The organism is Oscillatoria salina IIICB1 (genome assembly GCF_020144665.1).
GTDB lineage: Bacteria > Cyanobacteriota > Cyanobacteriia > Cyanobacteriales > SIO1D9 > IIICB1.
The window spans coordinates 49521-73765 of record NZ_JAAHBQ010000029.1 but is presented as its reverse complement, the minus strand read 5'-3'; the positions used below and the strand labels follow the sequence as shown (position 1 = coordinate 73765).

At 41.2% G+C, this 24245-nt stretch carries 16 protein-coding genes and 2 CRISPR repeat arrays; of the genes, 8 read left to right on the top strand and 8 right to left on the bottom strand.

Features of this window, described 5'->3' with window-relative positions; translation table 11 throughout:
* Nucleotides 1-17: 17 nt before the first annotated feature.
* A CRISPR array of direct repeats spans nucleotides 18-4239; the repeat unit is 35 nt; unit sequence CTTCTGACTTCTTCGGAAGTTGAATTAATGGAAAC.
* Nucleotides 4240-4469: 230 nt separating this feature from the next.
* Nucleotides 4470-6452: a CRISPR-associated endonuclease Cas1 gene (gene cas1, locus G3T18_RS10605; protein WP_224410526.1), complete on the top strand. Its 1983-nt coding sequence runs from the start codon at nucleotides 4470-4472 to the stop codon at nucleotides 6450-6452.
* A 347-nt stretch (nucleotides 6453-6799) separates the two neighbouring features.
* Here the strand turns inward: cas1 (G3T18_RS10605) and G3T18_RS10600 are convergent, their stop codons facing one another.
* Complete coding sequence (locus G3T18_RS10600; protein ID WP_224410525.1) at nucleotides 6800-10369, bottom strand: NACHT domain-containing protein; 3570 nt, start codon at nucleotides 10367-10369, stop codon at nucleotides 6800-6802.
* Nucleotides 10370-10492: 123 nt separating this feature from the next.
* Between G3T18_RS10600 and cas1 (G3T18_RS10595) the strand changes: the two genes are divergently transcribed.
* Both cas1 (G3T18_RS10595) and cas1 (G3T18_RS10590) read left to right on the top strand, forming a co-directional pair.
* Complete coding sequence (gene cas1, locus G3T18_RS10595; RefSeq protein ID WP_224410524.1) at nucleotides 10493-11494, top strand: CRISPR-associated endonuclease Cas1; 1002 nt, start codon at nucleotides 10493-10495, stop codon at nucleotides 11492-11494.
* A gap of 238 nt (nucleotides 11495-11732) precedes the next feature.
* Nucleotides 11733-13533: direct repeats of the CRISPR family, unit length 35 nt; unit sequence CTTCTAACTTCTTCGGAAGTTGAACTAATGGAAAC.
* Nucleotides 13534-13967: 434 nt separating this feature from the next.
* Nucleotides 13968-15041, top strand: a complete 1074-nt coding sequence (cas1, locus tag G3T18_RS10590) for a CRISPR-associated endonuclease Cas1 (protein ID WP_224410523.1) — start codon at nucleotides 13968-13970, stop codon at nucleotides 15039-15041.
* Nucleotides 15042-15057: 16 nt separating this feature from the next.
* Here the strand turns inward: cas1 (G3T18_RS10590) and G3T18_RS10585 are convergent, their stop codons facing one another.
* The gene (locus G3T18_RS10585) at nucleotides 15058-15510 is read right to left on the bottom strand and encodes a hypothetical protein (RefSeq protein WP_224410522.1); all 453 of its coding nucleotides are present in this window, start codon (nucleotides 15508-15510) and stop codon (nucleotides 15058-15060) included.
* Nucleotides 15511-15577: 67 nt separating this feature from the next.
* Here G3T18_RS10585 and cas2 point away from each other — a divergent pair, with 67 nt between their 5' ends.
* The 4 genes from cas2 (at nucleotide 15578) to G3T18_RS10565 (ending at nucleotide 17091) form a co-directional block, all read left to right on the top strand.
* A complete protein-coding gene (gene cas2, locus G3T18_RS10580; protein ID WP_224410521.1) occupies nucleotides 15578-15856 on the top strand; it encodes a CRISPR-associated endonuclease Cas2 in 279 nt (92 codons plus the stop codon).
* A 123-nt stretch (nucleotides 15857-15979) separates the two neighbouring features.
* Nucleotides 15980-16249: a hypothetical protein gene (locus tag G3T18_RS10575; RefSeq protein ID WP_224410520.1), complete on the top strand. Its 270-nt coding sequence runs from the start codon at nucleotides 15980-15982 to the stop codon at nucleotides 16247-16249.
* A 22-nt stretch (nucleotides 16250-16271) separates the two neighbouring features.
* Nucleotides 16272-16808, top strand: a complete 537-nt coding sequence (locus G3T18_RS10570) for a hypothetical protein (protein WP_224410519.1) — start codon at nucleotides 16272-16274, stop codon at nucleotides 16806-16808.
* Nucleotides 16801-17091 (top strand): helix-turn-helix domain-containing protein, encoded by a 291-nt coding sequence (locus G3T18_RS10565; RefSeq protein WP_224410518.1) that lies wholly within the window; start codon nucleotides 16801-16803, stop codon nucleotides 17089-17091. The genes G3T18_RS10570 and G3T18_RS10565 overlap by 8 nt, the downstream gene beginning before the upstream one ends.
* A 384-nt stretch (nucleotides 17092-17475) precedes the next feature.
* On the opposite strand, the gene G3T18_RS10560 is transcribed toward G3T18_RS10565, so the two are convergent.
* Nucleotides 17476-17640: a hypothetical protein gene (locus G3T18_RS10560; protein ID WP_224410517.1), complete on the bottom strand. Its 165-nt coding sequence runs from the start codon at nucleotides 17638-17640 to the stop codon at nucleotides 17476-17478.
* Between the two features lie 326 nt (nucleotides 17641-17966).
* Here G3T18_RS10560 and G3T18_RS25520 point away from each other — a divergent pair, with 326 nt between their 5' ends.
* Complete coding sequence (locus tag G3T18_RS25520) at nucleotides 17967-18101, top strand: hypothetical protein (RefSeq protein ID WP_263480344.1); 135 nt, start codon at nucleotides 17967-17969, stop codon at nucleotides 18099-18101.
* Nucleotides 18102-18156: 55 nt separating this feature from the next.
* Here the strand turns inward: G3T18_RS25520 and G3T18_RS10555 are convergent, their stop codons facing one another.
* From G3T18_RS10555 to G3T18_RS10535, 5 genes are all read right to left on the bottom strand, one after another.
* The gene (locus G3T18_RS10555; protein WP_224410516.1) at nucleotides 18157-19950 is read right to left on the bottom strand and encodes a hypothetical protein; all 1794 of its coding nucleotides are present in this window, start codon (nucleotides 19948-19950) and stop codon (nucleotides 18157-18159) included.
* 91 nt (nucleotides 19951-20041) lie between these two features.
* Nucleotides 20042-21820, bottom strand: a complete 1779-nt coding sequence (locus G3T18_RS10550) for an RAMP superfamily CRISPR-associated protein (RefSeq protein WP_224410515.1) — start codon at nucleotides 21818-21820, stop codon at nucleotides 20042-20044.
* Nucleotides 21821-21847: 27 nt separating this feature from the next.
* A complete protein-coding gene (locus G3T18_RS10545; protein WP_224410514.1) occupies nucleotides 21848-22261 on the bottom strand; it encodes a hypothetical protein in 414 nt (137 codons plus the stop codon).
* Between the two features lie 43 nt (nucleotides 22262-22304).
* Entirely contained in the window at nucleotides 22305-23126 is an 822-nt protein-coding gene (gene cmr4 / locus G3T18_RS10540; RefSeq protein ID WP_224410513.1) for a type III-B CRISPR module RAMP protein Cmr4, read from the bottom strand.
* Nucleotides 23123-24238, bottom strand: coding sequence for a type III-B CRISPR module-associated Cmr3 family protein (locus G3T18_RS10535; RefSeq protein WP_224410512.1), 1116 nt, complete (start codon nucleotides 24236-24238; stop codon nucleotides 23123-23125). Before G3T18_RS10535 ends, cmr4 begins: the two co-directional genes overlap by 4 nt.
* Nucleotides 24239-24245: the final 7 nt, after the last annotated feature.

The following is a 24245-nucleotide window of genomic DNA, read 5'->3' as shown; positions in this document are numbered from 1 at the left end:
CCCGCGGGGGTCTACAGCTTCTGACTTCTTCGGAAGTTGAATTAATGGAAACCATTCTATGCGGTAATTGTTTATAGCCGTCTGGGTGCGATCGGCTTCTGACTTCTTCGGAAGTTGAATTAATGGAAACAAAGACCCCTCAGATATCCCTCCATTTGGCCCGTTGACGTCTTCTGACTTCTTCGGAAGTTGAATTAATGGAAACTTTAAGGCCGAATTGGCCTCTGCACAAGCCAAAAAATCTTCTGACTTCTTCGGAAGTTGAATTAATGGAAACAGTTAGCTAGCACGAGGCCGGGGAATTAAATCGCTACTTCTGACTTCTTCGGAAGTTGAATTAATGGAAACTGGCAAGTGTTGCCAGCAAGCAGAGGAAAGAGAACTTCTGACTTCTTCGGAAGTTGAATTAATGGAAACTTCCATTCCGCGGCGGGTTCGTCCGCGGCGGGTTCTTCTGACTTCTTCGGAAGTTGAATTAATGGAAACCAGATATTGCCAGCTGGGGCGTTTGCCCCGCATAAGTCTTCTGACTTCTTCGGAAGTTGAATTAATGGAAACAACCTAGTCAAGAGGGCGCTCAGATAGGTTTTTTCTTCTGACTTCTTCGGAAGTTGAATTAATGGAAACTTCCACCAGAATTAATCGAACCTCTCTTCTTAGACTTACTACTTCTGACTTCTTCGGAAGTTGAATTAATGGAAACAAACCCTTAGGGGTAATCTCAATGCCACCACCCAAGCTTCTGACTTCTTCGGAAGTTGAATTAATGGAAACTTTTTATAAACTAGAGTCTGACCAACTTCCATCACACTTCTGACTTCTTCGGAAGTTGAATTAATGGAAACAAGGCCGAGTTGGCCTCCGCACAATTCCCAAAAAAACTTCTGACTTCTTCGGAAGTTGAATTAATGGAAACATGAAACTTTGCTTTCCTATTTCACGCAGTTTCTCTAAACTTCTGACTTCTTCGGAAGTTGAATTAATGGAAACTAGAGGTCGGAGATAATCTTTCCGGCTATTGTTCAAACCATTAACTTCTGACTTCTTCGGAAGTTGAATTAATGGAAACATTATTGATTGCCTCCTGGGTGCGGTCTGTCGCCCCCTTCTGACTTCTTCGGAAGTTGAATTAATGGAAACCCCGGGTTCAAAGTCCTGGACGATTTGATCATAAAGCTTCTGACTTCTTCGGAAGTTGAATTAATGGAAACCAGTGCACGGCGAGCTGCCGCGACTACGTTCAAGGCCCTTCTGACTTCTTCGGAAGTTGAATTAATGGAAACGAAAACCACTACTGAGGGCTTGCCTAATTGGCCGGCGTTGCTTCTGACTTCTTCGGAAGTTGAATTAATGGAAACAGGATATTTCACTGTATATTCTATTCTATTTTCAATTAGACTTCTGACTTCTTCGGAAGTTGAATTAATGGAAACAGGGGCCGTTGATTTCCTCACCGGACCGAATACGCTTCTGACTTCTTCGGAAGTTGAATTAATGGAAACCATCTGGGTTAAGGGAATACCACTCGGAAAATCTAAAACTTCTGACTTCTTCGGAAGTTGAATTAATGGAAACAAAAGCGGAGGGAGTACAATAACTCCAAAAATCTTCTGACTTCTTCGGAAGTTGAATTAATGGAAACCTGGCAAGAGTTGCCAGCAAACAGAGAACCGAGAATACCGACTTCTGACTTCTTCGGAAGTTGAATTAATGGAAACATTCTTCAGGCTTCTCCGGAGAAGGCGGGAAAGTCGGAGCTTCTGACTTCTTCGGAAGTTGAATTAATGGAAACTGGTCCCCGTGTATATGGTCCCCTCGCCCCTCGTCTTCTGACTTCTTCGGAAGTTGAATTAATGGAAACTTGCCACCCTTCATCCCAAAAACTACTATTGTAGCCCACTTCTGACTTCTTCGGAAGTTGAATTAATGGAAACCGCGGTCCGGGGCTATCTGACGTTGGCCACCACCCCTTCTGACTTCTTCGGAAGTTGAATTAATGGAAACTCAACAACGCCACCCAAGAGGGTAGTAAAAAAGATCTTCTGACTTCTTCGGAAGTTGAATTAATGGAAACAATTGTCCGTGTTGGGGAGAGTTGGCAGTCGTTTCCCCCTTCTGACTTCTTCGGAAGTTGAATTAATGGAAACGGAAGATCTCCACCGCCACCTGCGTTAGCTGCAGCTTCTGACTTCTTCGGAAGTTGAATTAATGGAAACTCAGGAAAGTTTCAGAAACAACGTTCGAAATTGACTCTTCTGACTTCTTCGGAAGTTGAATTAATGGAAACTTGGCCGCCTTGAGAGCAATATCGTCCGCTTTATACAAAACTTCTGACTTCTTCGGAAGTTGAATTAATGGAAACTCCAAAGGGACAAGTGTCTGGTTAGTCTGGGAAATTTCCTTCTGACTTCTTCGGAAGTTGAATTAATGGAAACACCACTGCCACGAGGCAGTGGTTTGTGTTACCATAAAATTCTTCTGACTTCTTCGGAAGTTGAATTAATGGAAACTATATGGACCTCAACTTCAAACCCACTAAAAAGTGGGGTCTTCTGACTTCTTCGGAAGTTGAATTAATGGAAACGCAAACACGCCAATAAAGGTGAAAGCAAAATTGTTACTTCTGACTTCTTCGGAAGTTGAATTAATGGAAACCCTTGGGGCAAACGTAGTCCCCATGTATGTGTTCATTCTTCTGACTTCTTCGGAAGTTGAATTAATGGAAACTACCACCGAAGCCAATGAGACCGGAAAGAGCAACACCAGAACTTCTGACTTCTTCGGAAGTTGAATTAATGGAAACTTGTTTGCTCTTCTGAGGAAGTTGTGGTCGAAGACACGCCTTCTGACTTCTTCGGAAGTTGAATTAATGGAAACTAGCTAGCTTGGGAGGGGTCGCACCCCCCTACACAGCTCTTCTGACTTCTTCGGAAGTTGAATTAATGGAAACTTGGCATTAACGAGACCGCCAACGAGACCAGAAACGAGACCAGCTTCTGACTTCTTCGGAAGTTGAATTAATGGAAACTCAACAACACCACCGAAAAGGCCAGCAGAAACGAGAGCCTTCTGACTTCTTCGGAAGTTGAATTAATGGAAACTCGGATAATCTCTTTGATTACCCCGTCTCGTGTCACCCTTCTGACTTCTTCGGAAGTTGAATTAATGGAAACTAGCAATTAGCTGCTTGCCGCTGCCCATGCCTCCACTTCTGACTTCTTCGGAAGTTGAATTAATGGAAACCTGTTGTCCCATTTTCTAGTGCTCTCGAGATGGGTCTACTTCTGACTTCTTCGGAAGTTGAATTAATGGAAACCTTTCTGCGTCCATTCGTAGTAGCCAATTCCTGGGCTTCTGACTTCTTCGGAAGTTGAATTAATGGAAACAAGATTTTTGCACTCGGCGGCTGGGGCCGTATCGCCTTCTGACTTCTTCGGAAGTTGAATTAATGGAAACAATATTTAGACCCACTCCACAGGAAACACCTGCTGCTTCTGACTTCTTCGGAAGTTGAATTAATGGAAACATATGATCTCCCAAAAAAATTTTGGGTAGTCGTACAAGCCTTCTGACTTCTTCGGAAGTTGAATTAATGGAAACCCTGGACGTAAAATGCGTCCGGACTTACGTTGGAGATAGTCTTCTGACTTCTTCGGAAGTTGAATTAATGGAAACTTATCCAGAGAGCTGCGGCATTTTTTGTCCGCTTCTCCTCTTCTGACTTCTTCGGAAGTTGAATTAATGGAAACTTCTAGCATCGGAAATTTTCCCCTCCACAGTTTTTCCATACTTCTGACTTCTTCGGAAGTTGAATTAATGGAAACCTTCATAGACAATCGCCCCGACGGTTTCTTCCGAGGGCTTCTGACTTCTTCGGAAGTTGAATTAATGGAAACATGGTCCCCATGTATATGCTCGTTGTTGCTGTTGTCTTCTGACTTCTTCGGAAGTTGAATTAATGGAAACCGGGTGCCTGTGCAACAACAGCGGAAACAGCAACTTCTGACTTCTTCGGAAGTTGAATTAATGGAAACCGAGAGCCCAAGCCCAAGCCCAAGCCCAAGCTTCTGACTTCTTCGGAAGTTGAATTAATGGAAACACGCTGTAGCTATTATATTTTTTCTTTGTAACACTTCTGACTTCTTCGGAAGTTGAATTAATGGAAACCTAGCGGGGTTAGAGTGGCTAGAATGAGAAGGCTCGTCTTCTGACTTCTTCGGAAGTTGAATTAATGGAAACAGAAAATAAAAACCAAAAGAAACTGCAAAAGCCAAAAAACTTTTGTAGTTTTTTTTATCTAAATTAATAAAAAAGCTAACCCAACCGCAGAATTAGCCCCACCCCCCTCAAACATTAAACAAAAAATTCCCAAAATCAAATACCAACTCATACATTCACCCCACATACTCAAACTCAAACTCAGATACCCCCCTGGAGAATGAAAAAAGAACCTCCAAATACACAACCAAATGGACATCTCCCTCATACACCTAGAAGCAGCATGGGAAATAGTTCGCCAACGCACCCAAGCCGCAGGAATTGACGGAATTACCACCGACTTATTTAGCGGAATAGTTAACCAAGAACTACCTTTTCTGCAACACCAGCTACAACAAGAAACCTATCTAGCCTATCCAGCCAAAGGCTTTTACCTCAAGAAAAAAAGCGGCGGCTACAGATTAGTAGGAATTCCCACCGTCAAAGATCGTATCGTCCAACGCTTACTCTTACAATCAATTTATCCAGCCTTAGAAGAAACCTTCAGTAACTGTTCCTTCGCATATCGTCCCGGTAACGGTGTCAAACAAGCAATCGACTATTTTGCCCAATTTTATACAGCCCAACCCGTCTGGATAATCAAAGCCGACATCGCTCAATTCTTCGACAACCTTTCTTGGGCATTATTACTAACCCAATTAGAAAAAATCTCACTCGAACCGACAACATTGCGCCTAATCGAACAACAACTAAAAAGTGGCGTAATCATCCAACAACGGCGCTTACATTGGATAAAAGGAGTCTTACAAGGAGGCATTCTTTCCGGTGCCTTAGCCAACTTGTATTTAAGCGAATTTGATGCTAAATGTCTCGACTTAGACATCAAATTAGTCCGCTATGGAGATGATTTTGTCATTGCCACCCCAGGATTGCTAGAAGCCACCCGCATTTTGCATTTACTACGTTACTGGCTGCGAGACATTTACCTCACCTTACAACCAGAAAAGACCCAAATATTTGCCCCTCACGAAGAATTTAAATTTCTCGGTTATCGTTTTCAAGCAGGACAAATTATCCCTCCAGTACGAAAATTACCTCAGTCACGAACCAAAGCGAAAAAAAAAACCATAGTTCCCATTTCGCGTCCACCTCGTACTTGTAGTCTCAAGCGCCACAAAACTGTTTTTAATCCAGCTAGTGCTAAACAATATTGGAGTGAAGCAATGACAACATTATATGTCACCGAACAAGGTGCTTATATCAACGTTAAACATCAGCAGTTTCAAGTTTCCCACAATCACGAATTAAAAATAGCTATTCCCGCAAATCGCATCAGTCACATTGTTTTATTTGGCTGTTGTAACCTCTCTCAAGGTGCAGTAAATTTGGCACTCAAACGACGGATTCCCATTATTTTACTTTCCCAAAAAGGTCACTACTTTGGACGTTTGCAAGCCGAAGGGATGGCAGAAATTAAGTATTTAGTGGCACAAGTAGAACATTGCTTAGAAGCCGAATTTATTTTGCAGCAAGCCAAAAGTATCGTCGAGGGAAAGTTACACAACAGTCGCATTCTCCTGCAACGTTTAAATCGTCGCAAAAATAACCAAACTGAGTCAGCCAAGGAAGCTATTGCCGAACTAAAACAATGGATTAAAAAAGTACCCACTGCTGAATCATTGGAAGTATTATTTGGTTATGAAGGAGAAGGGGCGCGTATTTATTGGCAAGGATATGGTAGTTTATTGAAAGAACCTTTTGTGTTTAACAAACGCACTCGCCGTCCTCCCATCGACCCAGTAAATAGTTTATTGAGTTTAGGGTATACTTTAATTTTCCAGAATATTTACTCATTAGTTCAAGCAGTAGGCTTACATCCTCATTTTGGTAACTTACACGCCCCTCAAAAAAATCATCCCGCTTTGATTTCTGATTTGATGGAAGAATTTCGCGCTCCAATTGTCGATTCTTTGGTAGCTTATTTAGTTAATGGCGAAATCTTAACTTTGGCAGATTTTATGCCACCAGATGCGCGAGGTGGGGTATACTTGCATCCAGATGCACTGAAAAAGTATCTTCAACATTGGCAAAAAATGTTGCAAAAGGAAATTACTCATCCTCATACTGGGTATAAAGTAAATTATCACCGTTGTTTGGAATTACAAATTTGGGAGTATGTGGCTTGTTTGATGGGTGAAGAGGAAGTTTATCGCCCGATGAAGTGGAAAAAGTAGCGATTGGGGATTGGGGACTGGGGATTGGGGATTGGGGATTGGGGATTGGATGCAACGTCCCTCGTTACCTGGCTCCAGCCGGGTAACGCACCCCTAGAGGCTCTGCCTCGTCATCTTTTCATCTTTTGGTGGAGGCACCAGCCTCCCAAGAGCATTTCTCGACTCTGTCGAGAAACGAGGGGAGATAGATATATTCCCTCGTTACCTGGCTCCAGCCGGGTAACGCACCCCCAGAGGCTCTGCCTCGTCATCTTTTCATCTTTTGGTGGAGGCACCAGCATCCCAAGAGCATTTCTCGACTCTGTCGAGAAACGAGGGAATCGGGGCAACCACGGGGGGGATTGCCCCTACGATGTTTCTCTTTCGCGAAGAATGTGATTCTTAACTTGCTGGGGGTAGTCTCCTTGGAGAATTTCATCGAGAATAGGGGCATTTTTCCCTTGACTATGAACGATCGCCACGATCGCCGCATCCATGTTCGTCAATGGTAACATCTTCTCTGACTCCAGAAAATCTTCTCTGACAATCTCCGTTAGGAAATTGGGCAAAAATCGATTAATTCTTTCCAACAAACCAATCACAAATAAACTATTGATCGCACGATTAATATTACTATTCTTAAATAATAAACGAGTACAATCCGCCAGTCGATTTATTAAACTAGAATCATCAAGATTAGCCAGCATTTTTAAGGTAATATAAGCTGGTCGTGCTAAGTAAGTTTCTATATATTTGGTTGTTTTTCTCTCAATTATTCTTTCAGTTACCTTAAAAGTCATCTCAGCCACTTCTGAAGGGATAAATTGCTGTGTATCTGACCAAACATCGACTATTTTATAGAAAACTTGAATCAATTCGTCAGTATTTTCTTCACTTAAAACTTGACAAATTGCTAAAAGTTCTGACTCATTAATTATCCAGCCTGCTTGACAATTTTTAATTAAAGCTTTACCCAAATTAAAGCGACAACCAACAACTGGCGATTGTTCGATGATTGTCAATAATTCAGCAAAGTCTAAACCTACATTTTCCGCCCGATTAAGAATTACATCAGAAGCGCTTAAACTAACTTCGCGGGATTTATCTAAACAGAATTTATAGAGATAACTAATAATTTCCGGTTGGGGCTGGTTTTCTGATTTAGCTTGATAAAGTCTAACTAAGGCTAAACGGGCTTCTTTTTCGTGACTCTGACTATGGAGATAAGGTTCGATTTGTTCGGGAATGCACTTAATTTTTTTCAGGACAAAGTTTCTCTCTTTTGGCTGAAGCAGAGGCAGATATTTTTCTAATTGTTCTCCGAGAATTTTATCTACCTCTAAAACATTCAGCATAATCAAAATATCTTTCGGATGCTGTTGGATTTGAGTTAATAGCCAATTCGCAATTTTTTTCCTAGATTCTCCCTCTAAATTGTTACCTTGAGTTACTAAACTTCTTAATAAATTTGAGACGGTAGGTAAGCGCGAAGAGGGAATTTCTTGACAAGGTATTTGCAATAAAGCAGTAGTGAAAAGTTCCCCTGCGCCATAATTAATTGCTGCTTCGAGGGCGAGTTGTTCGAGATATAGTTTCTTCCCAGTTCGTTGGGCATCTCCTAGTAAAATATTAGTTGCTAAAGTTGTAATTAAACTTGGGTTTTTCGTAGCTTGAAAGCCTACCGTTGCAGCTAATACTTGTTCCCATCTTCCCGGAATTGGGGTATAAAGGGCGGCTAACCAGTTATTCCCAAAGCTGGTGTCGCTGCTATTAATTAATCTGGGTAAAACTTGTTGAAATAAACTCAAAGCCTCTTCTTTTTCTTTGAATAAATTGTGTGGCGGTTGGGCGATAATTGTTGTGAATAAACTAATTTGTAATTCTGGGGGAATATCTGGTGTTAAATGAAGTTGGATAATTACGCGACGAGTTTGACTGCCGCAGTTATAATAATGTTGTTGCAAAGTTTGACAAACTTCGATGTCGATATTTTTGCCAAAAGTTTTGGGTGTTTGGGCGTAAGCTGTAATAAGATTGCCAAAAAAGTAACTGCGTTCGTCGTTACCTTTAGCGTCTAAACTTAAGGGGCGATTTTGAATTGTAACTAAGGCTTGTTCGATTTTTTTTCCGGGATTAATTTGGAGTCGGGTTAAAAGTTCGCCTGCGGTTTCTGCTACTTTGTTACTTAAGCTAGTATCGCAATGGGAAAGTAAGGCTAAGTTAACTGACCAAACTGAGTTAAGATGACGATTAGATGCTGATTTAATGGCAATTAATAAGGTATTTTGGTAAGCGTCGCCAAGTTGTAAGGCAATGGGAATTAATTCGAGTAAAATAGAGGAAGCTTGACTGTCGGCATGGGAAACACTCGCAAATGCAACTGTGCGAAATGGAAGCATTTGTTGTCTGTTGAAGTTGCGACTAATCCGGAAAAATTCGCCAATGCTAACTAAGTTGAGAAGTTGACGTAACACCGACCATAAGTAGTGTTTAGTATAAGCCGTTTGGTCGAGTTGGAGAAAGCCGAGAAGTTCGACTTGCGCGGTTTCTCCGGTGGGTGTAGAATAAAGCCAACGCGCGATCGCGTATTCGACGAAGGTTTGGTGAAAGAAAATTAGTCTCTCTCCCCCAATCTCGTTAATTACACCGTCGCTTTTCAATTCGCTATAAGCTTGAAACTCAATCTCGTCTAACTCTAGCTGCGTTTCGTAAACAAAATCTCTGAGGCGATCGCTAGAACTACCATACATTATTTCCGCCAGCCGCAAGCAAAGATTTTTCTTCGCTATCCCGACTCGTCTCGCATCCGCATGCAACTTCCGACTCTGACTAATTCGAAAATCCCAGAAAATATCATAAAGTTGGCTAACTGTCAAGTCCTCCGGCACATTTTCTTGCTTCGCAAACAAATCGCAAAGCAAAGCCAAAAGTAAAGGATTGTGTGTAATCTCCGTTAAAGACTGACTATCCGCACTCAAAGCAATAATTTTTTCCGCAAAAGCTTGACAACCAGCCAAATCAGTAGTACCTAAACCTTGCAAAAAAGCCGTAGCCGCTTCCGTTACCTCCTTATCATCAAACTCCTTAACCAACTGCTTTTCCACACTGTCGAAAAACCCCGCAAAACTTTCCGGATAAGGAGAGAAAAAATCGCGGAAGTCAGTATCGCGACAAGTAAAAACCACAGTTACCTCATTTTCCAGTAACTCAATACACAAACAACGCCAAATCGGGACTAACTTCGGTTCTAAAATTAAATCTAAAGTATCCAGTAACAGCACACCTCGACCCAGAGATTGACTTAACTTGCGCGTCACCTCAACAATAGACTCACGCTTTCCAGTGAGTTTCTCTCCCAACTCCCAACTCAACATCTCTGCTGACTCAATTAAATCATTGCAGCGAACCAAAGCCACCCAACCAGCAGCCGCCGTAGTAAAATCTTCCTTGAGGCGATCGTAAATACTTCCCAACAGCGTACTCTTACCATAACCCGCCGCACCCAGAATCGAAATCACCCGACGCTTCTTTTCCTTCACCCCTCGAAAAATAGCATCCAAACAGCGACTCAACAAAGCTTCCCGACGAATAAGAGGTAAAATATAAGGATTAAGTGCAATTCTCGCACGAGCAGAACTTTGTTCAACAAAAGCCAAATCATCTGGTAAACTAGCAGCAGCCGTAGTCGCTTCTAACTCAGGAAGAGTTGGATGCAAAACAATATCTTCCCACTCTAAATCCAAAGCCTCACAAATTTCCACAAAAATCCGACGATCTACAGGCTTACCATTAAAAAACTTACTAATCGTAGACCAAGAAATTTGTAAATCCTCCCCAAAATGCTTTTGAGTCAGACTGCGTTGTTCCAGTTTCAGCTTGGCAACCTTAATTCCTGTAATTGAGGCAATTAAAGATCGCTTACCCTTTTGTTTCCCCATCGTTAGAATACCAGATCGCAGTTCTCATTCTAAGTTATATACCAAACTGCCAATAGTCATATCCAAACTCAGATCCCACTTCCGAACATGGAACTGTAAGCAGAATTTCACCAAATCTGAATTATGACTGTATTGTACGTCACCGAACGAGGAGCTTCCCTCAAAGTTAAGCACCAACAGTTCCAGATATACCACAACAGCGAAATCCAACTCTCAATTCCCGTCAACCGTATCAGCCACATCGTCTTATTTGGTAGCTGTCGTCTCACTCACGGTGCGATGAGTTTAGCACTACGGCGACAAATACCTGTAATGTTTTTATCATATCAGGGACGTTACTTTGGGCGCTTGCAAGGTAAAATTGCCGAAATTGACTATCTGCAACAGCAAGTCAAAAATTCTCTTAACCCCGAATTTCGCTTACGTCAAGCCAAAAGTATCGTCGCGGGGAAACTATCTAACTCTTGGATACTATTGCGAAGATTAAATCGTTATCACCAACAAACAGAAGTCAAAGAAGCGATCGCCCAATTAGCTGACACGATTAACAAAATACCACAAGCAGAATCAATTGACACCTTATTCGGTTACGAAGGACAAAGCGCTCGAATCTATTTTCAAGCACTAGGAACCTTAATTCAAGACCCTTTCCAGTTTACCAAACGCACCCGTCGTCCGCCTACCGATCCTGTCAACAGTCTTCTTAGCCTAGGTTACACCTTAGTGTTCCAAAATCTTTATACCTTAATTCAAGCGATCGGACTTCATCCCCACTTTGGTAACTTACACACACCTCGCCATAACCATCCTGCCTTAGTTTCCGACTTAATTGAAGAATTCCGCGCCCCTATTGTTGATAGTTTAGTCGTCTACCTCCTCAACTCGAATATCTTTATCCCCGAAGACTTTACCGCCCCAGACAACCGAGGTGGTGTCTACCTCCAACCTTCTGCTTTGAAAATCTTCCTCAAACATTGGCAAACTAAACTACAAAGCCAAATAACTCATTCTCATACTGGCGCTAAAGTTACCTATCAACGCTGTCTGGAATTACAAGTTTGGGAATATCTCACCTGCGTCCTTGGCGAACAAGAAAACTACCGCCCCATCCAGTCTAAAATGTAAATAGCGAGACCCTACCCTCCTAGTTTCCTCATTTTCTCACCCTTTCTGGTAGCAGTCGCGCGATCGCTGAAATGCCCATTCTTGCGTCGAGTGCTACCAACCCCAGTCAGCGTAAGACTTTCAAGCTTCCAAGCGAGGTGATTAATGACATTTATTCTCAATTACTCGGCTACTCCCTTGACCCCCGGAATTTTACTAGGTTATAATCCAGTTACCAAGCGGGTTCTATCTTGACCCTCTTCTAACTTCTTCGGAAGTTGAACTAATGGAAACTAACTCAGCAGAGCGCACCTGGATATCTAAGGGCACCTTCCTTCTAACTTCTTCGGAAGTTGAACTAATGGAAACTTATCTCCTCAGGGGAGTGAGCCTCATTCATTCTTCTAACTTCTTCGGAAGTTGAACTAATGGAAACACTTTTTGTTACACTCTTGAGTCACAGTGCGCGTGTCCGCTTCTAACTTCTTCGGAAGTTGAACTAATGGAAACATATTGGCTTGTTGGAGGACACGGTTAACCTCATCTACTTCTAACTTCTTCGGAAGTTGAACTAATGGAAACTAGAATTTCAGAATCGTTAGCGTTTAGAAAAAAAACGTACTCTTCTAACTTCTTCGGAAGTTGAACTAATGGAAACCTCCGTCCCTAATTCGGAACGTACTTGTATATCCAATGGACTTCTAACTTCTTCGGAAGTTGAACTAATGGAAACCAATCTTCCCGAAAAATTGCTTCCGGGGAAGTGCCGGCAAACTTCTAACTTCTTCGGAAGTTGAACTAATGGAAACAGGTCCGTGCACTCGGTCGCTGGCGGGGTGTTTCCACCTCTTCTAACTTCTTCGGAAGTTGAACTAATGGAAACATGTCGGACCCCATGTACGATCCCATAGGCTGCGATACCTTCTAACTTCTTCGGAAGTTGAACTAATGGAAACTCTAAAAAAAATACGTGCCCTGTCTCTTTTACCTCTTCTAACTTCTTCGGAAGTTGAACTAATGGAAACTATTTGTTCTCCGCTCCCATTTACCAAGAACACTTTTCCTTCTAACTTCTTCGGAAGTTGAACTAATGGAAACAAACGAGACATTGGGATTATTTTTTGGAGTAATTTTCTTCTAACTTCTTCGGAAGTTGAACTAATGGAAACTTCTTTATGGCTTGATCTAGCCCTGGCCAACACCGCTGTTCTTCTAACTTCTTCGGAAGTTGAACTAATGGAAACTGAATGTCCAATGGGACTTCCTGGACCTGCTGCACTTCTAACTTCTTCGGAAGTTGAACTAATGGAAACCCTACGTAAAGCTGAATGTTGACCTGAAGGAGAACTCGATGAATTCTTCTAACTTCTTCGGAAGTTGAACTAATGGAAACCTGCAGAAACAGCAACAGAAATAACAGCCAAAGCCAAACCCCTTCTAACTTCTTCGGAAGTTGAACTAATGGAAACGACCTACGCCATTGACGTAGATTACCACTTTTTGAGGGGTCTTCTAACTTCTTCGGAAGTTGAACTAATGGAAACGTGTCTGGGGGACACCCGTAATACGTAGTAGTGCTACTCTCCGACTTCTAACTTCTTCGGAAGTTGAACTAATGGAAACATCTCCCGAACGGGACGGGCTGGCCCCTCGTTCTGCGCTTCTAACTTCTTCGGAAGTTGAACTAATGGAAACCCTGCGTTACAGTCGCGGTGTCCGGCGGACACCCCCAGTATGCTTCTAACTTCTTCGGAAGTTGAACTAATGGAAACAGCAGAGCTCCTCCAATGGCAGCGGATCCGAGAAGAGCAGCTTCTAACTTCTTCGGAAGTTGAACTAATGGAAACGATGCCTCAGTTACTAACTCGAAAGTTCCTGGCCCGCTTCTAACTTCTTCGGAAGTTGAACTAATGGAAACTAGATGGGAGTACCTCCTACCAGTTTGCAATCGTCCTCTTCTAACTTCTTCGGAAGTTGAACTAATGGAAACAATTATCTGCGTACGAGCAGATAACGAAAGTCCGTCTTCTAACTTCTTCGGAAGTTGAACTAATGGAAACTTTTGTCCAATAAAAAGAGAGAACAAGAACAACCATTGACCAACTTCTAGGGAAGTAGAACTAATCGAAACGCGAATTAAAATCCAAAAAAGCTACAAAAGTCACCAAGATTTTTGTAGCTTTTTAATTCAACACCAAGAATAAACACCGCCAACCTTTAACGAAACACCTCAGCAAAACTCGTTATAGCAGAGAACGAATTAGTTAGGACATCCTCATTTTCGGAAAACCTTGCTAGCATAGGCTCTCATCACTGTTTACTGTTTACTGCTATAAAACCCCACTCGTCACCTCTCACCAACTCCCAAAAATTCCCCCAAAAACACCAACATTCCCAACTCAGATACCAACTCATACAAACACGACACAAACGCAAACAAGAACTCAGATACCCCCCCACATCATAGAAACAGAACACAAATCAACAACAAATTATGTCCACCCTCTACATAACCAAACCCAACACCATACTTAACGTCAGTGACAAATACTTCCAAATTCACCAACAAAACCAACTCCAAGCAGAAATACCCATCCACCAAGTCAGCCAAATCATTATCTTCAGCCCCAACAAAATCTCTCCCCAAGCTACCCGAATAGCCCTCAGCGAACAAAAACCGATCTTATATATCAGCGAACAAGGATATCTTCTCGTCCACCTCAACGACTTCCAACCACCACTCAGCAAAACCTTAATCCAACAAAAAAAGCAATGGCGTAACCAAACCTTTAGCCACCTCCTTGCAGAAACCTTAATTCGCGCCAAACTCCACAACAAATGCACACTCTTGCGGCGTTTAAACCACTCCCACTCAACTCAACTAGCCACCGAAGCCATCAAAACCCTCGCCTTGCTACTCGAACATTTACCCAGCGTCAACAGTCACAAAGCCCTTTGGTTTTACCACAACAAAGCCAACAACTTATATTATCCCGCTCTCGGTTCCCTACTACCCGAAGTTTTCCAATTTCACCAACGCCAGGACACACCACCGCTAGACTACATCAACACCTTACTCAATCTCGGTTACGCACTTCTAAGTCAAAACTTATTCACCTTCATCCGTGAAGTTGGATTAAACCCTCACTGGGGACACTTCCATCTCAACTGCATCAATCATACACCCTTAGTTTGCGACTTAATGGAGCAATTTCGCGCCCCCATTGTCGAAGACTTAGTTATCAACTTAGTCAACTCCCAGCTTCTCACCTGCGATGACTTTCTTCCTCCCGACGACTTAGGAAACTACTTACTTTCTCCCGCAGCCCTAGAGAAATTTATTTACCACTGGGAAGCCAAATTAACCGCACAAATCAATCATTATTTAGCCGGACAAATGACCTATCGTCGTTGCTTACAATGGCAAGTACAAGCTTACGTGGATTATTTGTTAGGAAAAATCGATTTCTACCAACCTTTATTTGTAACCTGGAAAGCGAATAAACCTTTGGCGTTATTCCCCGTTAAGCAAACTATCAAACAACGTCGTTTTGTTTCGTTTTCCTAATTTTGTCCGATAATTCTCAGCCAACCATGTCATTCTGAGCGAAGAATCTCCAAACAATTATCTCATTCTCAACCATGTCATTCTGAGCGAAGAATCTCCAAACAATTATCTCATTCTCAACCATGTCATTCTGAGCAAAGAATCTCCAAACAATTATTTCATTCTCAATCATGTCATTCTGAGCGAAGAATCTCCAAACAATTATCTCATTCTCAACCATGTCATTCTGAGCAAAGAATCTCCAAACAATTATTTCATTCTCAATCATGTCATTCTGAGCGAAGAATCTCCCAAAAATTATCTCATTCTCAACCATGTCATTCTGAGCGAAGAATCTCCCAAAAATTATCTCATTCTCAATCAACCATGTCATTCTGAGCGAAGAATCTCCCAAACAATTATCTGATTCCCAATCAATCATGTCATTCTGAGCGAAGAATCTCCAAACAATTATCTCATTCTCAACCAATCATTAAAATTAGTCCCCCCTTAACAAGGGGGGAGAATTCCCCACCCTAAAACCTTAGTCAAAGCTGATGTTTTACCTAATTTGTTACGACATTGTAGAAGATAGCCGCCGCCAAAGAGTAGCAAAACTTTTGCAAGCTTACGGTTTGCGAGTCCAAAAGTCAGTTTTTGAAGCAGTCTTGAACGATAATCAATACGAAAAATTGCAACAAAAGCTAGACAAAATGCTCGATTCTGAAACAGACCAACTCCGATTTTATCCTCTCTCCGCCCACTGCCGAAATAAAGTAGCAATTCTGGGAATTCAACCTAAGTTTGTTGTAGACGAGCAAGTTTTAATTGTGTGAAACTTTTTTGCCCCCAAAATTCCTGCCAAACGCCTGAAAGCTCAGCTATGCGGGCTAATAGAAATAGTAAAAAATTAGTTGATTGTTAACAAAGGGAGAGACTAATAAATATCAGCCAAGGAGATGCCAAATGGATCGCCGAAATTCACGTTAGTTCTGACGAAACAAGCTGAAAAACAACTGAATTATTTGCCTATATCCACTCGTCGTCAGTACCAGAAAGCTTTTTCTCTTTTCTGTCAAGAGGGTGCTAGCTACCGCAGTTTAAGGACTCATCGCTATCGAAAAAAAGGTAAAAATCTTTGGAGTTCTTCAGCTTCAATGTCGAAACGTTTTTACTGGCATTATACCACAAATCGAACAGTTGTGGTCATAAATATTGACTCTCATTAATAGTTAGTAAAGGAGACAAAAAATGGTCAACTACCAAAGAGATTTTTTGCGCTTAGAACCACCCGGTTATCAAAAAGCACTGAAAGATTTTGCGGTGCTTGAGTTACTGGAAAAACTTGCTCAAATAAACGAGAGTAATTTGATTTCAGAGGAATTAGAAAATCTGGCGGCGTTGTTAATTAAGCAACTAATAAATAATCTTAATTTTGAGGTTATTTCTACTTATTTGCATGGAATTCGCCAAGGTGAATCTGCCGTAATTGCCGATTCTTTAGTCCGCAGTCGAATGTTACCCATTCCCGTCGATTCCCCGGCATTTTTTCTCGATGCAACTACCCCTCGTTTCCCTTTTGGTTCGGTGGTTAGTTGGCTACCAATCGATGAACCAGAGTTAACTGATTGGGGAGTTGTTATCGGTCGTTATTACGGCTACGCACCGGAATCTGGTAATTGGAAATGGTGTTATTTACTACTTCTAGACCCTGATTCACCTTCAGCCCGTTGGTGTGTTGTTGATACAGCTTGGGAAACTGATTTGGAGAAGTTTGAGGATGAATAAACCTCGTAGTTTACAAGCAAGGGAATTGCATTTAATTTCACTTTACAGCCATTGTCAATTAGGAATGACACCACAGCAATTTTATCTGAAATGGAATGTAACTTACGAGCAAATGGCAGAAATTTGTCAACGTTCTTATTCGACAGTTAGAGGTTGGTTTAAGCGGGGTCGTTATTATCGTCGTCCGACTACGAATGATTTGCGTCATTTAGCAATGATGGATTTTCTTTTGGAACATTATGAGGAAATTCCTGTTCCTCTCTGGAAGAAAATTTGTGAGTAATTAGACAGCGACACGGGCTAGTTGATATTTGGGTGTGAGTCAAGGTCATTTTGACCTGTCTTTCTAGTAACTAGATTGGCTATTCTAATATCTAGAAACCGAGAGCAGTTATCGGTTTTCTAACTTCCAAAGGAAGTTGAATTAATGGAAACAACTGCAAGTAAAAAGTAGCTTCGCTCGCTCTGAGTACGGCTATCTAGGTAGAGATGTGGTTCGCTGCGTCTCTACCTTATTTTTGACATTCTACCTCGCGATCTTTGTTATGGAGGCGGAGCCTCCCAGGAGCATTTCTAGACAGAGTCTAGAAACGAGGGGGTTGGTTTTCTAACTTCATTTTTGAGATTAAAAAACCCGGTTCTTTGGGAAACCGAGTTACTTTCCGAGCTATTTTTGCTCTAGCTTTTTCTCTAAACGTTGCATCGCGCAATCATCGCCTAATCTTACCGCCATTGCCAGAAATCCCGACAAGTATCCAGTAGCCTGATGAGGGATGAGTATTGGTGCGAAAGCGATTAACGCTACTACTGCAAGGTTGATTAGCTTTTTCATGGTGGTGTCTCCAAGCAACTTGCCACAAATATTCTTGGGATTACTTGGTTTTTCCACCACATTTATAATAACTCATCAAAATAGTTTTGTCTAGTTTTTTTAGGAAAAAGATCGGGGGCAATTTTCTGTTTTCGGGAAGTAAATTTGAGATGAAAAATTAATTTTTCGTCATTCGCATGAAAACTATTGTCGCTGAGAAAGATGGGTTTTAGAGTGGTTAATGAAGGGACAAAAGAGAGCGTAATTAGGTGATTATCGCGGCATTGACTAGCTAACAAAACTTGCTTCTGGGAGTGTTTTTGGTTCGTACCCGGAGAAAAGCAACCATGAAAAAGATTACCACGATCGCGATCGCCCTCATCCTCGTGCTAGGTTTTGCACCGCAAATCATAGCCACAAGCACAACTGCTACCTCAGTTTGCGAAGATCGAAACGGTAACGAGCATCGTTGTCCCCAATAAGAGTAAAGCGCGATCGCGTGAAAAGTGGCGATCGCGCTTTTCCCGTCACTCATCTTCACAAATCGCGATCGAGAGTTTCTTCCACCCACTTACGAATATCCGAATAAATGTAATAAGGTTCGTTTGCTGAATCAAGATAATCAGGATTAGAATACATCACCGAATCCGGTAAAGACACCTTTGTCAACTGTAAAACACTACGACTAATAATAGTCATTTTAGTTAAAATTTCTTCCGGTTTACAAGCCCGAACCACATTTTTACTGATATCCTTATTTTTCATTTTTCTTTCTTGCCGAAGTCGCTTATCTTCTGCAAGAACTTCTTTCATTCTTTGTTTAGAAACGCCTTTTGCACCATGAATTAATTGATTGCGCTTTGCAGCCCAATAATCGAGTTTTTCCATTGCGGAAGTCATTTCATTAAAAGCTGCTAGATCGCCTTTTTTAGTTTCTACCAAAGCTTGAACAAAATTTAATTTACTAAAACGACCCGGAAGCTTGTAATATTTTTTAGGCATTTCTCTTTCTCGCTGCCATTTTGGGTAATATTTTTTATTAATCTTCGACTCCAACCTATCAAAATTATTAACTAAATCGCTATTAGCCAGAAACTCATCTATAGTATTTTCATTCAAATACCAATCATCAGGATACTCAATACGATCGAAATATTTTTCGCCATCCAACTGACGGATTAACTCGTGTAACGTCTCCTCGTAAAAAGAACCCATCCGAGAGAGAAAATCCGCAATCCGATCTAAATCCCAAAACAAACAACATTGCGTATATAAATTGAGCAAACGAGCATATCCGTTGTGCTGATAATCTTGCGGTATTGTTGCTAACTCTCCTAAAGCTTGATCCGCTTGTTTATTTGCTTCCTCTGCATCTAAATTAAGATATCCTACTGCCATTCTCAACGCTTTCACCAGCAATTCCAAGGAACTTTCATTAGCTTGAACTTCCTCAATACCCGCTTTTTCTAACTCTTTTAAAGTTGATAACCATTGCTCCAAAATTACTCGCGCTCCATCAAAATCCCAACGCTGTAATAATTGCTTAACCGTTTGATATTTTTGAATACGTTGATAGCGCCAATAAGAGAAAACATGACACTCGGAAGCTTCTCCAGCTAAAAGCTTGAGAATCGACAGTTTTGGTTCTAAATAAACTTGATTAGAAACTTCAGAAGAAACCGCTTGCACTCGCAGTGCGGTTTGCATTTGTGGCGTTCCTCCTTTAATACTAATGAGGATTTGTTCGTTTTTGTCAAGCTTTAGAAAGAAGTTGTAATATTTATTTAGCAATCCATCTAAATCAATTGCCGAAACATCTTCAAGATATACAGGTTTAAACTGCAAGTAATCTTGACCAAACTCACGTTCAAACCAAAGCTTGAGAATGTGGAATAAATGAATTGAATCAGTAGGATATCCGGGATTTGGTTCTTTCTCTCCCTGGAAATTAACAACAAATTCAGGTTGATTGGTAACAAAGATATAAGCAGTATGAATACCAAATCTTTTCTTGGCTGTTTCAATGATACCGAGAATACGTCCGGGACGTAAACGTTTGTGCCAAATTTCGGGTTCTTGTTGATATTTTTCTAAGATTACTCGACTTAATTCGCGGAAGTTTTTAGTATCGCTAATTCCTAATTCTGAACCAAGTTTGTCTTTAATAATCCCAAAGCGATTTCGCCATTTTTCAGCTTCAACTTTACCTTGAATTTCGGCTTCTGCTTCCGCCATATTCGGTTCATTGCGGTCAAAACCAATGGGAAGATAATGACCGTCAATTTTGACAGCGAGGTCGGAAGTTCCCATGTTAGTAAGGAGAATAGTCATTTAATTTTCCTCTGTTGATTTAATGTGTGTTAAGCAAATGTAGCCACGGTGAAACTGCTATTTGAACTAAAAATAGCTTGGTTTGAGATTATTATCTTGGCTGTGGAAATTTCCAGACTGTAACATACTGTGCAGCTTGATTTCTTAAATGTTGTAGAAAGTTTTGCTGGGGAGGGTTATTAACTCCAAAAACAGTAACAACCTGAAAATCAACTTCTTCTAAGTGAGTAATCCAAACTGGGGAGGGAGTAGGAGGATTTACCCCACCACATAAATCTGGGTCATAATCTCCGTTTTTCTTTAACTCCTGACTATGCAAAACCGCCAATGCACAAACCTTATTGTTCCTTTTTTGACCCTGACAAATAACGATACGACAATTAGCATCTATTGCTTCAGTCCAATCTGCTTCAGTATTTACAGATAATGGTTGTTGGGAGTTTATCTCAACTTGAGACAACTGTGCTAATGAGCGATAAAAACTTTGTAAACGACGACGAAATAATTTACGAAACTCGCCAATATTTTCGGGTATTTCCCAGAACTCTTCTTCTTCCTGGCTACAATTGTCGTCAAGAATGCAAGTCAGACTTGAACCCCGCCAAAAAGGAGGATTATTCCTCTGATAGCAAGGTCTTCGCGCACCTTGTCCAATTCCGCCAAGGTGAAACATTATCCAAGTCAAATTTTTGCACAATTTTTTTACTTCATTTTTTTTGTTCTCAGGAATTTCTGGTGGATTTGCTAAAACGAGGATACCCGTTTGTAGATTTGGTTCGTTGTTTTTCCCAGGTAAGACATGACAGCGCAACCATCCCAGTCGTTGTGGATTAATTCCACCGAAAATGTTGGCTTCCCAATTTTTAACAGAATCAGTAGGCAAAACTCCTCGTGCCAAAGCGCGAAACCAATAACGTAACATGGACTTAAATGCAACTGGACGAATCTCGGCTTGGGGTTTACCCCGATGTACCCATTGTCCTTCTCTCTCTTCCCATTCCCATTGGGTAAATTCTTGGATACCGTGAATAAACTGACCCTCAAGTTCAAATTCGACGCGGAAGAATTCTCCAGGGAGATTATTTGTTGAAGGTGTATTCGGGGAAGAAGATAAAACTAATCTTCCGTAACCAGTATTGAGTTGCGAACCTAAACCACTTTCAGTCAGTCCGTTTCTTAACCACTCAACCACTTGTTGAAAAGTGGCTTCGTCGCAACCAGCCATCGGACGCAAACCAATCACAAATTTGGCTTGTTTGAGGGAAAAGAATAAATTAGGGTTGGGGCTGTATTGAAGCTGAGATTCTTGCCAACTCCAAATATTATTTGCCATATCTAATGCTAGTCCACCGTTCTGATTTTGATTACGATTACGAATTGCCCCTTGACTCTGAGTATCTGGTAAGGGATAAGCATCAAAGAAGATGACTTTCCCCGCGCGATGAGCAGGATTGGTAGCATTAAGATCGCCGAAATAAGGTGCAATATTCTCTTCTCCGACTTCTCGGATTGCTTTGGAACGAGCTACACCGCGTAAACTAGAACTAGGGAGGTAAGGCATACCTAGGGCATCAAAAGCCGGAAGTAGGATGTTTTCTGGTCCAGTATGTCCGCCGACGCGAATCCGCCAGGGACAAGTTAGTTCTAGGATTGTTCCTTGCTGTCCCGCAAAGCTACGCACGCGATCGCACAATAATGTTAAACGTTGGTGATAGTTAGCATTATTTTGTGCATTCTGCAAAATTTCGAGTTTGGTACTATCTTTATCTGCAACATTTGGAGAACGCATCCAACGCAAATATTCAATAAAACTCGCTGTTCTATCTGGTGTAGGTGAATCTTCAGGATTTAACCAAGGAGATGGTGGCATTTTCTTACTCAGGGTAAACAATATTAATTAATTTGCTGATTCTGCTTCAGCTTTTACATCGGCATAAACAGCTAACGCCCAAAATGCAAACTCGCGTGCTACTTGTAAGCCTAAACCTGTAAATCCGAGATAATCTTCAGGTTCCATAGCTATTAAGGTATCTAAGCTATTTTCCCCTAATAAGGGCTTAATTTCAGTTATTTTCGTGAGAACTTGAAAATAAGCAATAATTGCATCTCGTTTTCCGTCAGGATTGGGAGCAAATTCTTCAGCTTTTAAACGTAACATTCCCCAAGTTGCCAAGTAAGTATACAGTTCTACTGACTGACTATATTGTTCTTTAAGTCGCTGATGATTATCATTTTCGTTACTCCTTATTTCTGATAGTTTGTGATAAACTTCTTTGCTAATTTCTCGCGGATCGAACAATTCTTCTGGCATTTTTTTCTCCAAATTCAACTATTTTCTGGTAGCAATCAATTAGTTATTTTTTTGTTTCAGGAGTTAACCACAATCGCACAATTCCACGACCAAGGCTTTCTTGTCCTCCTATTTGACAAGTATCGGTTTCGTTGATTAGTTCTCGAAAATGACCAACTTCCTCCCCTACATTATTGTTGTTAGCAACAGTTGTTCCCCAAGGAAAATACATTAATGTTTCAGGAGGTATTGCTTCTTCATAGCGAAATCCGCCCTTAACAGATTTATGTGAATCTAAGGTAACTTTTACTTGTCGCCAAAGACTTGATTCAATCAATACTCGACAATTATGGTTAGACAAAACCAAAAATTGAGTCATAACATTTGTGTCTTGAAAACCGTTAGGAATAAATGACGAATACTCTTCGGATTTCCATTCTTTTAACTTATCTTTCTTAAAGATGGTATCTCGTAAATAAAGATTAGCTCGATTTCCGCCACTAAAAAAAACTATTTCGGGAATAGCTATATTTTGGTTCACAAAACGCGCCCAACGTTGTAGTAATAAGGGTGAAGTAATCCAAACTACACCATGACTTAAAGAAGGAACAGGAAACCAAAGAATAGCTGCATCACCTACCCATAAACTACCTTGTTTAAGGTTATCATCTTCACCGTTAGTAACATTATCAATTGTGTTACCCCATAACTCATTCCGAATATCTTTCGGAGTTGCGGCTCGCAAACGACCACGAATTGTGCTAGAAGGTAAATAAGGTAAATCAGTATGAACTTCTCGCGCAATACCGACTAAGTTTCCTTCTTGAGTAGTTCCTCCAGTATGTAAAGGAGAAAGGAGATACAAATAAGCTAGATTTGTTTTCATTTTCTTTGTCCCCAAAGTAAGGTTCCGTAGTTAAGTTGAGTGAAAGTTGTTTGCCAGTTGGTGACTTTTTGTGGTAATAAATTTGTCTGTTCTGGCAATTTGTTGAACAGATAAACTGTACCAGGTGCAACAAATGCTCGTTGCGGAAGTAAAGAGAATTGTGGTGTCTGTTGGTTTTTACGATAAATAGTCGATACTCCACCCCAAAATAAAGGACGAGTTCCCACGCATCCAGCTAATTTATCTTTCCAGTAATGAGGATAAATACCGTAAACTGCATCATCTACTTCAGCTAACCCAGGAGTTAGCAGATAAGCGAAATTGCCTTGAGGTTGAGTGTGAGGTGCGAGTAGTTCCCAATCTGGTAAAGTAACAGGAGACGCGATCGCGCGATGTCCTTCTCCACCTAAACGCACCACTGTGGTCTCTAATTTTGCACTTATCCCCGCTACCAGTTTCCACCCAGGACGCAAACGAATTGCAACTTCAGTAAAATATCCATCTGCATCCTTCACTTGTCGAGTATTTTCTTCCATGTGAATATGCGGTAATATTTGTACATCCCAAGGGTCAGCATGAAAATCCTTTGGATTATTTGGATTTTTACCTTGGAGATATTTCCTCAAAGCACAAGCAGTTATCCAACTAAAAGGACGATAAATAAATTCATTTTCTTTTAATTGTTCAATAGGAGCAACCATTGGTGGTAACTCTTCGCTATCGAAACAAAGATGTCTCCACTCTTCCTGCTGAGGATTAGCAGGTTGCAAACGTAAAGTTCTCTCCCATTCTGAAGTTGTTTCATTCAAGTCATCTTGTGCATTATCGTCACTTGCAGACTTCTTTTGGACTGCTAACAAATCTTGCGGAGTTGGTAGCCAAAGTATGTGATCGGTATCCAGGAGAAATGGACCCATAAACGATAAATCTCTCTGAAGACGTTCTTCTTTTGTCGTACATTTAGGTAAAGCCGACCTCAAAGCTTGAAACACTGTCGTCGGAAGCGGAGGAAACTGTCCTTTAGCCCACGAACCTTCCCCAGGTGAAAAAGGTTTCGCTTCCCGAAAAAGTAAAACATCCAACGGTTCAATTGCATACCAATGTAGCATCATTATTTCC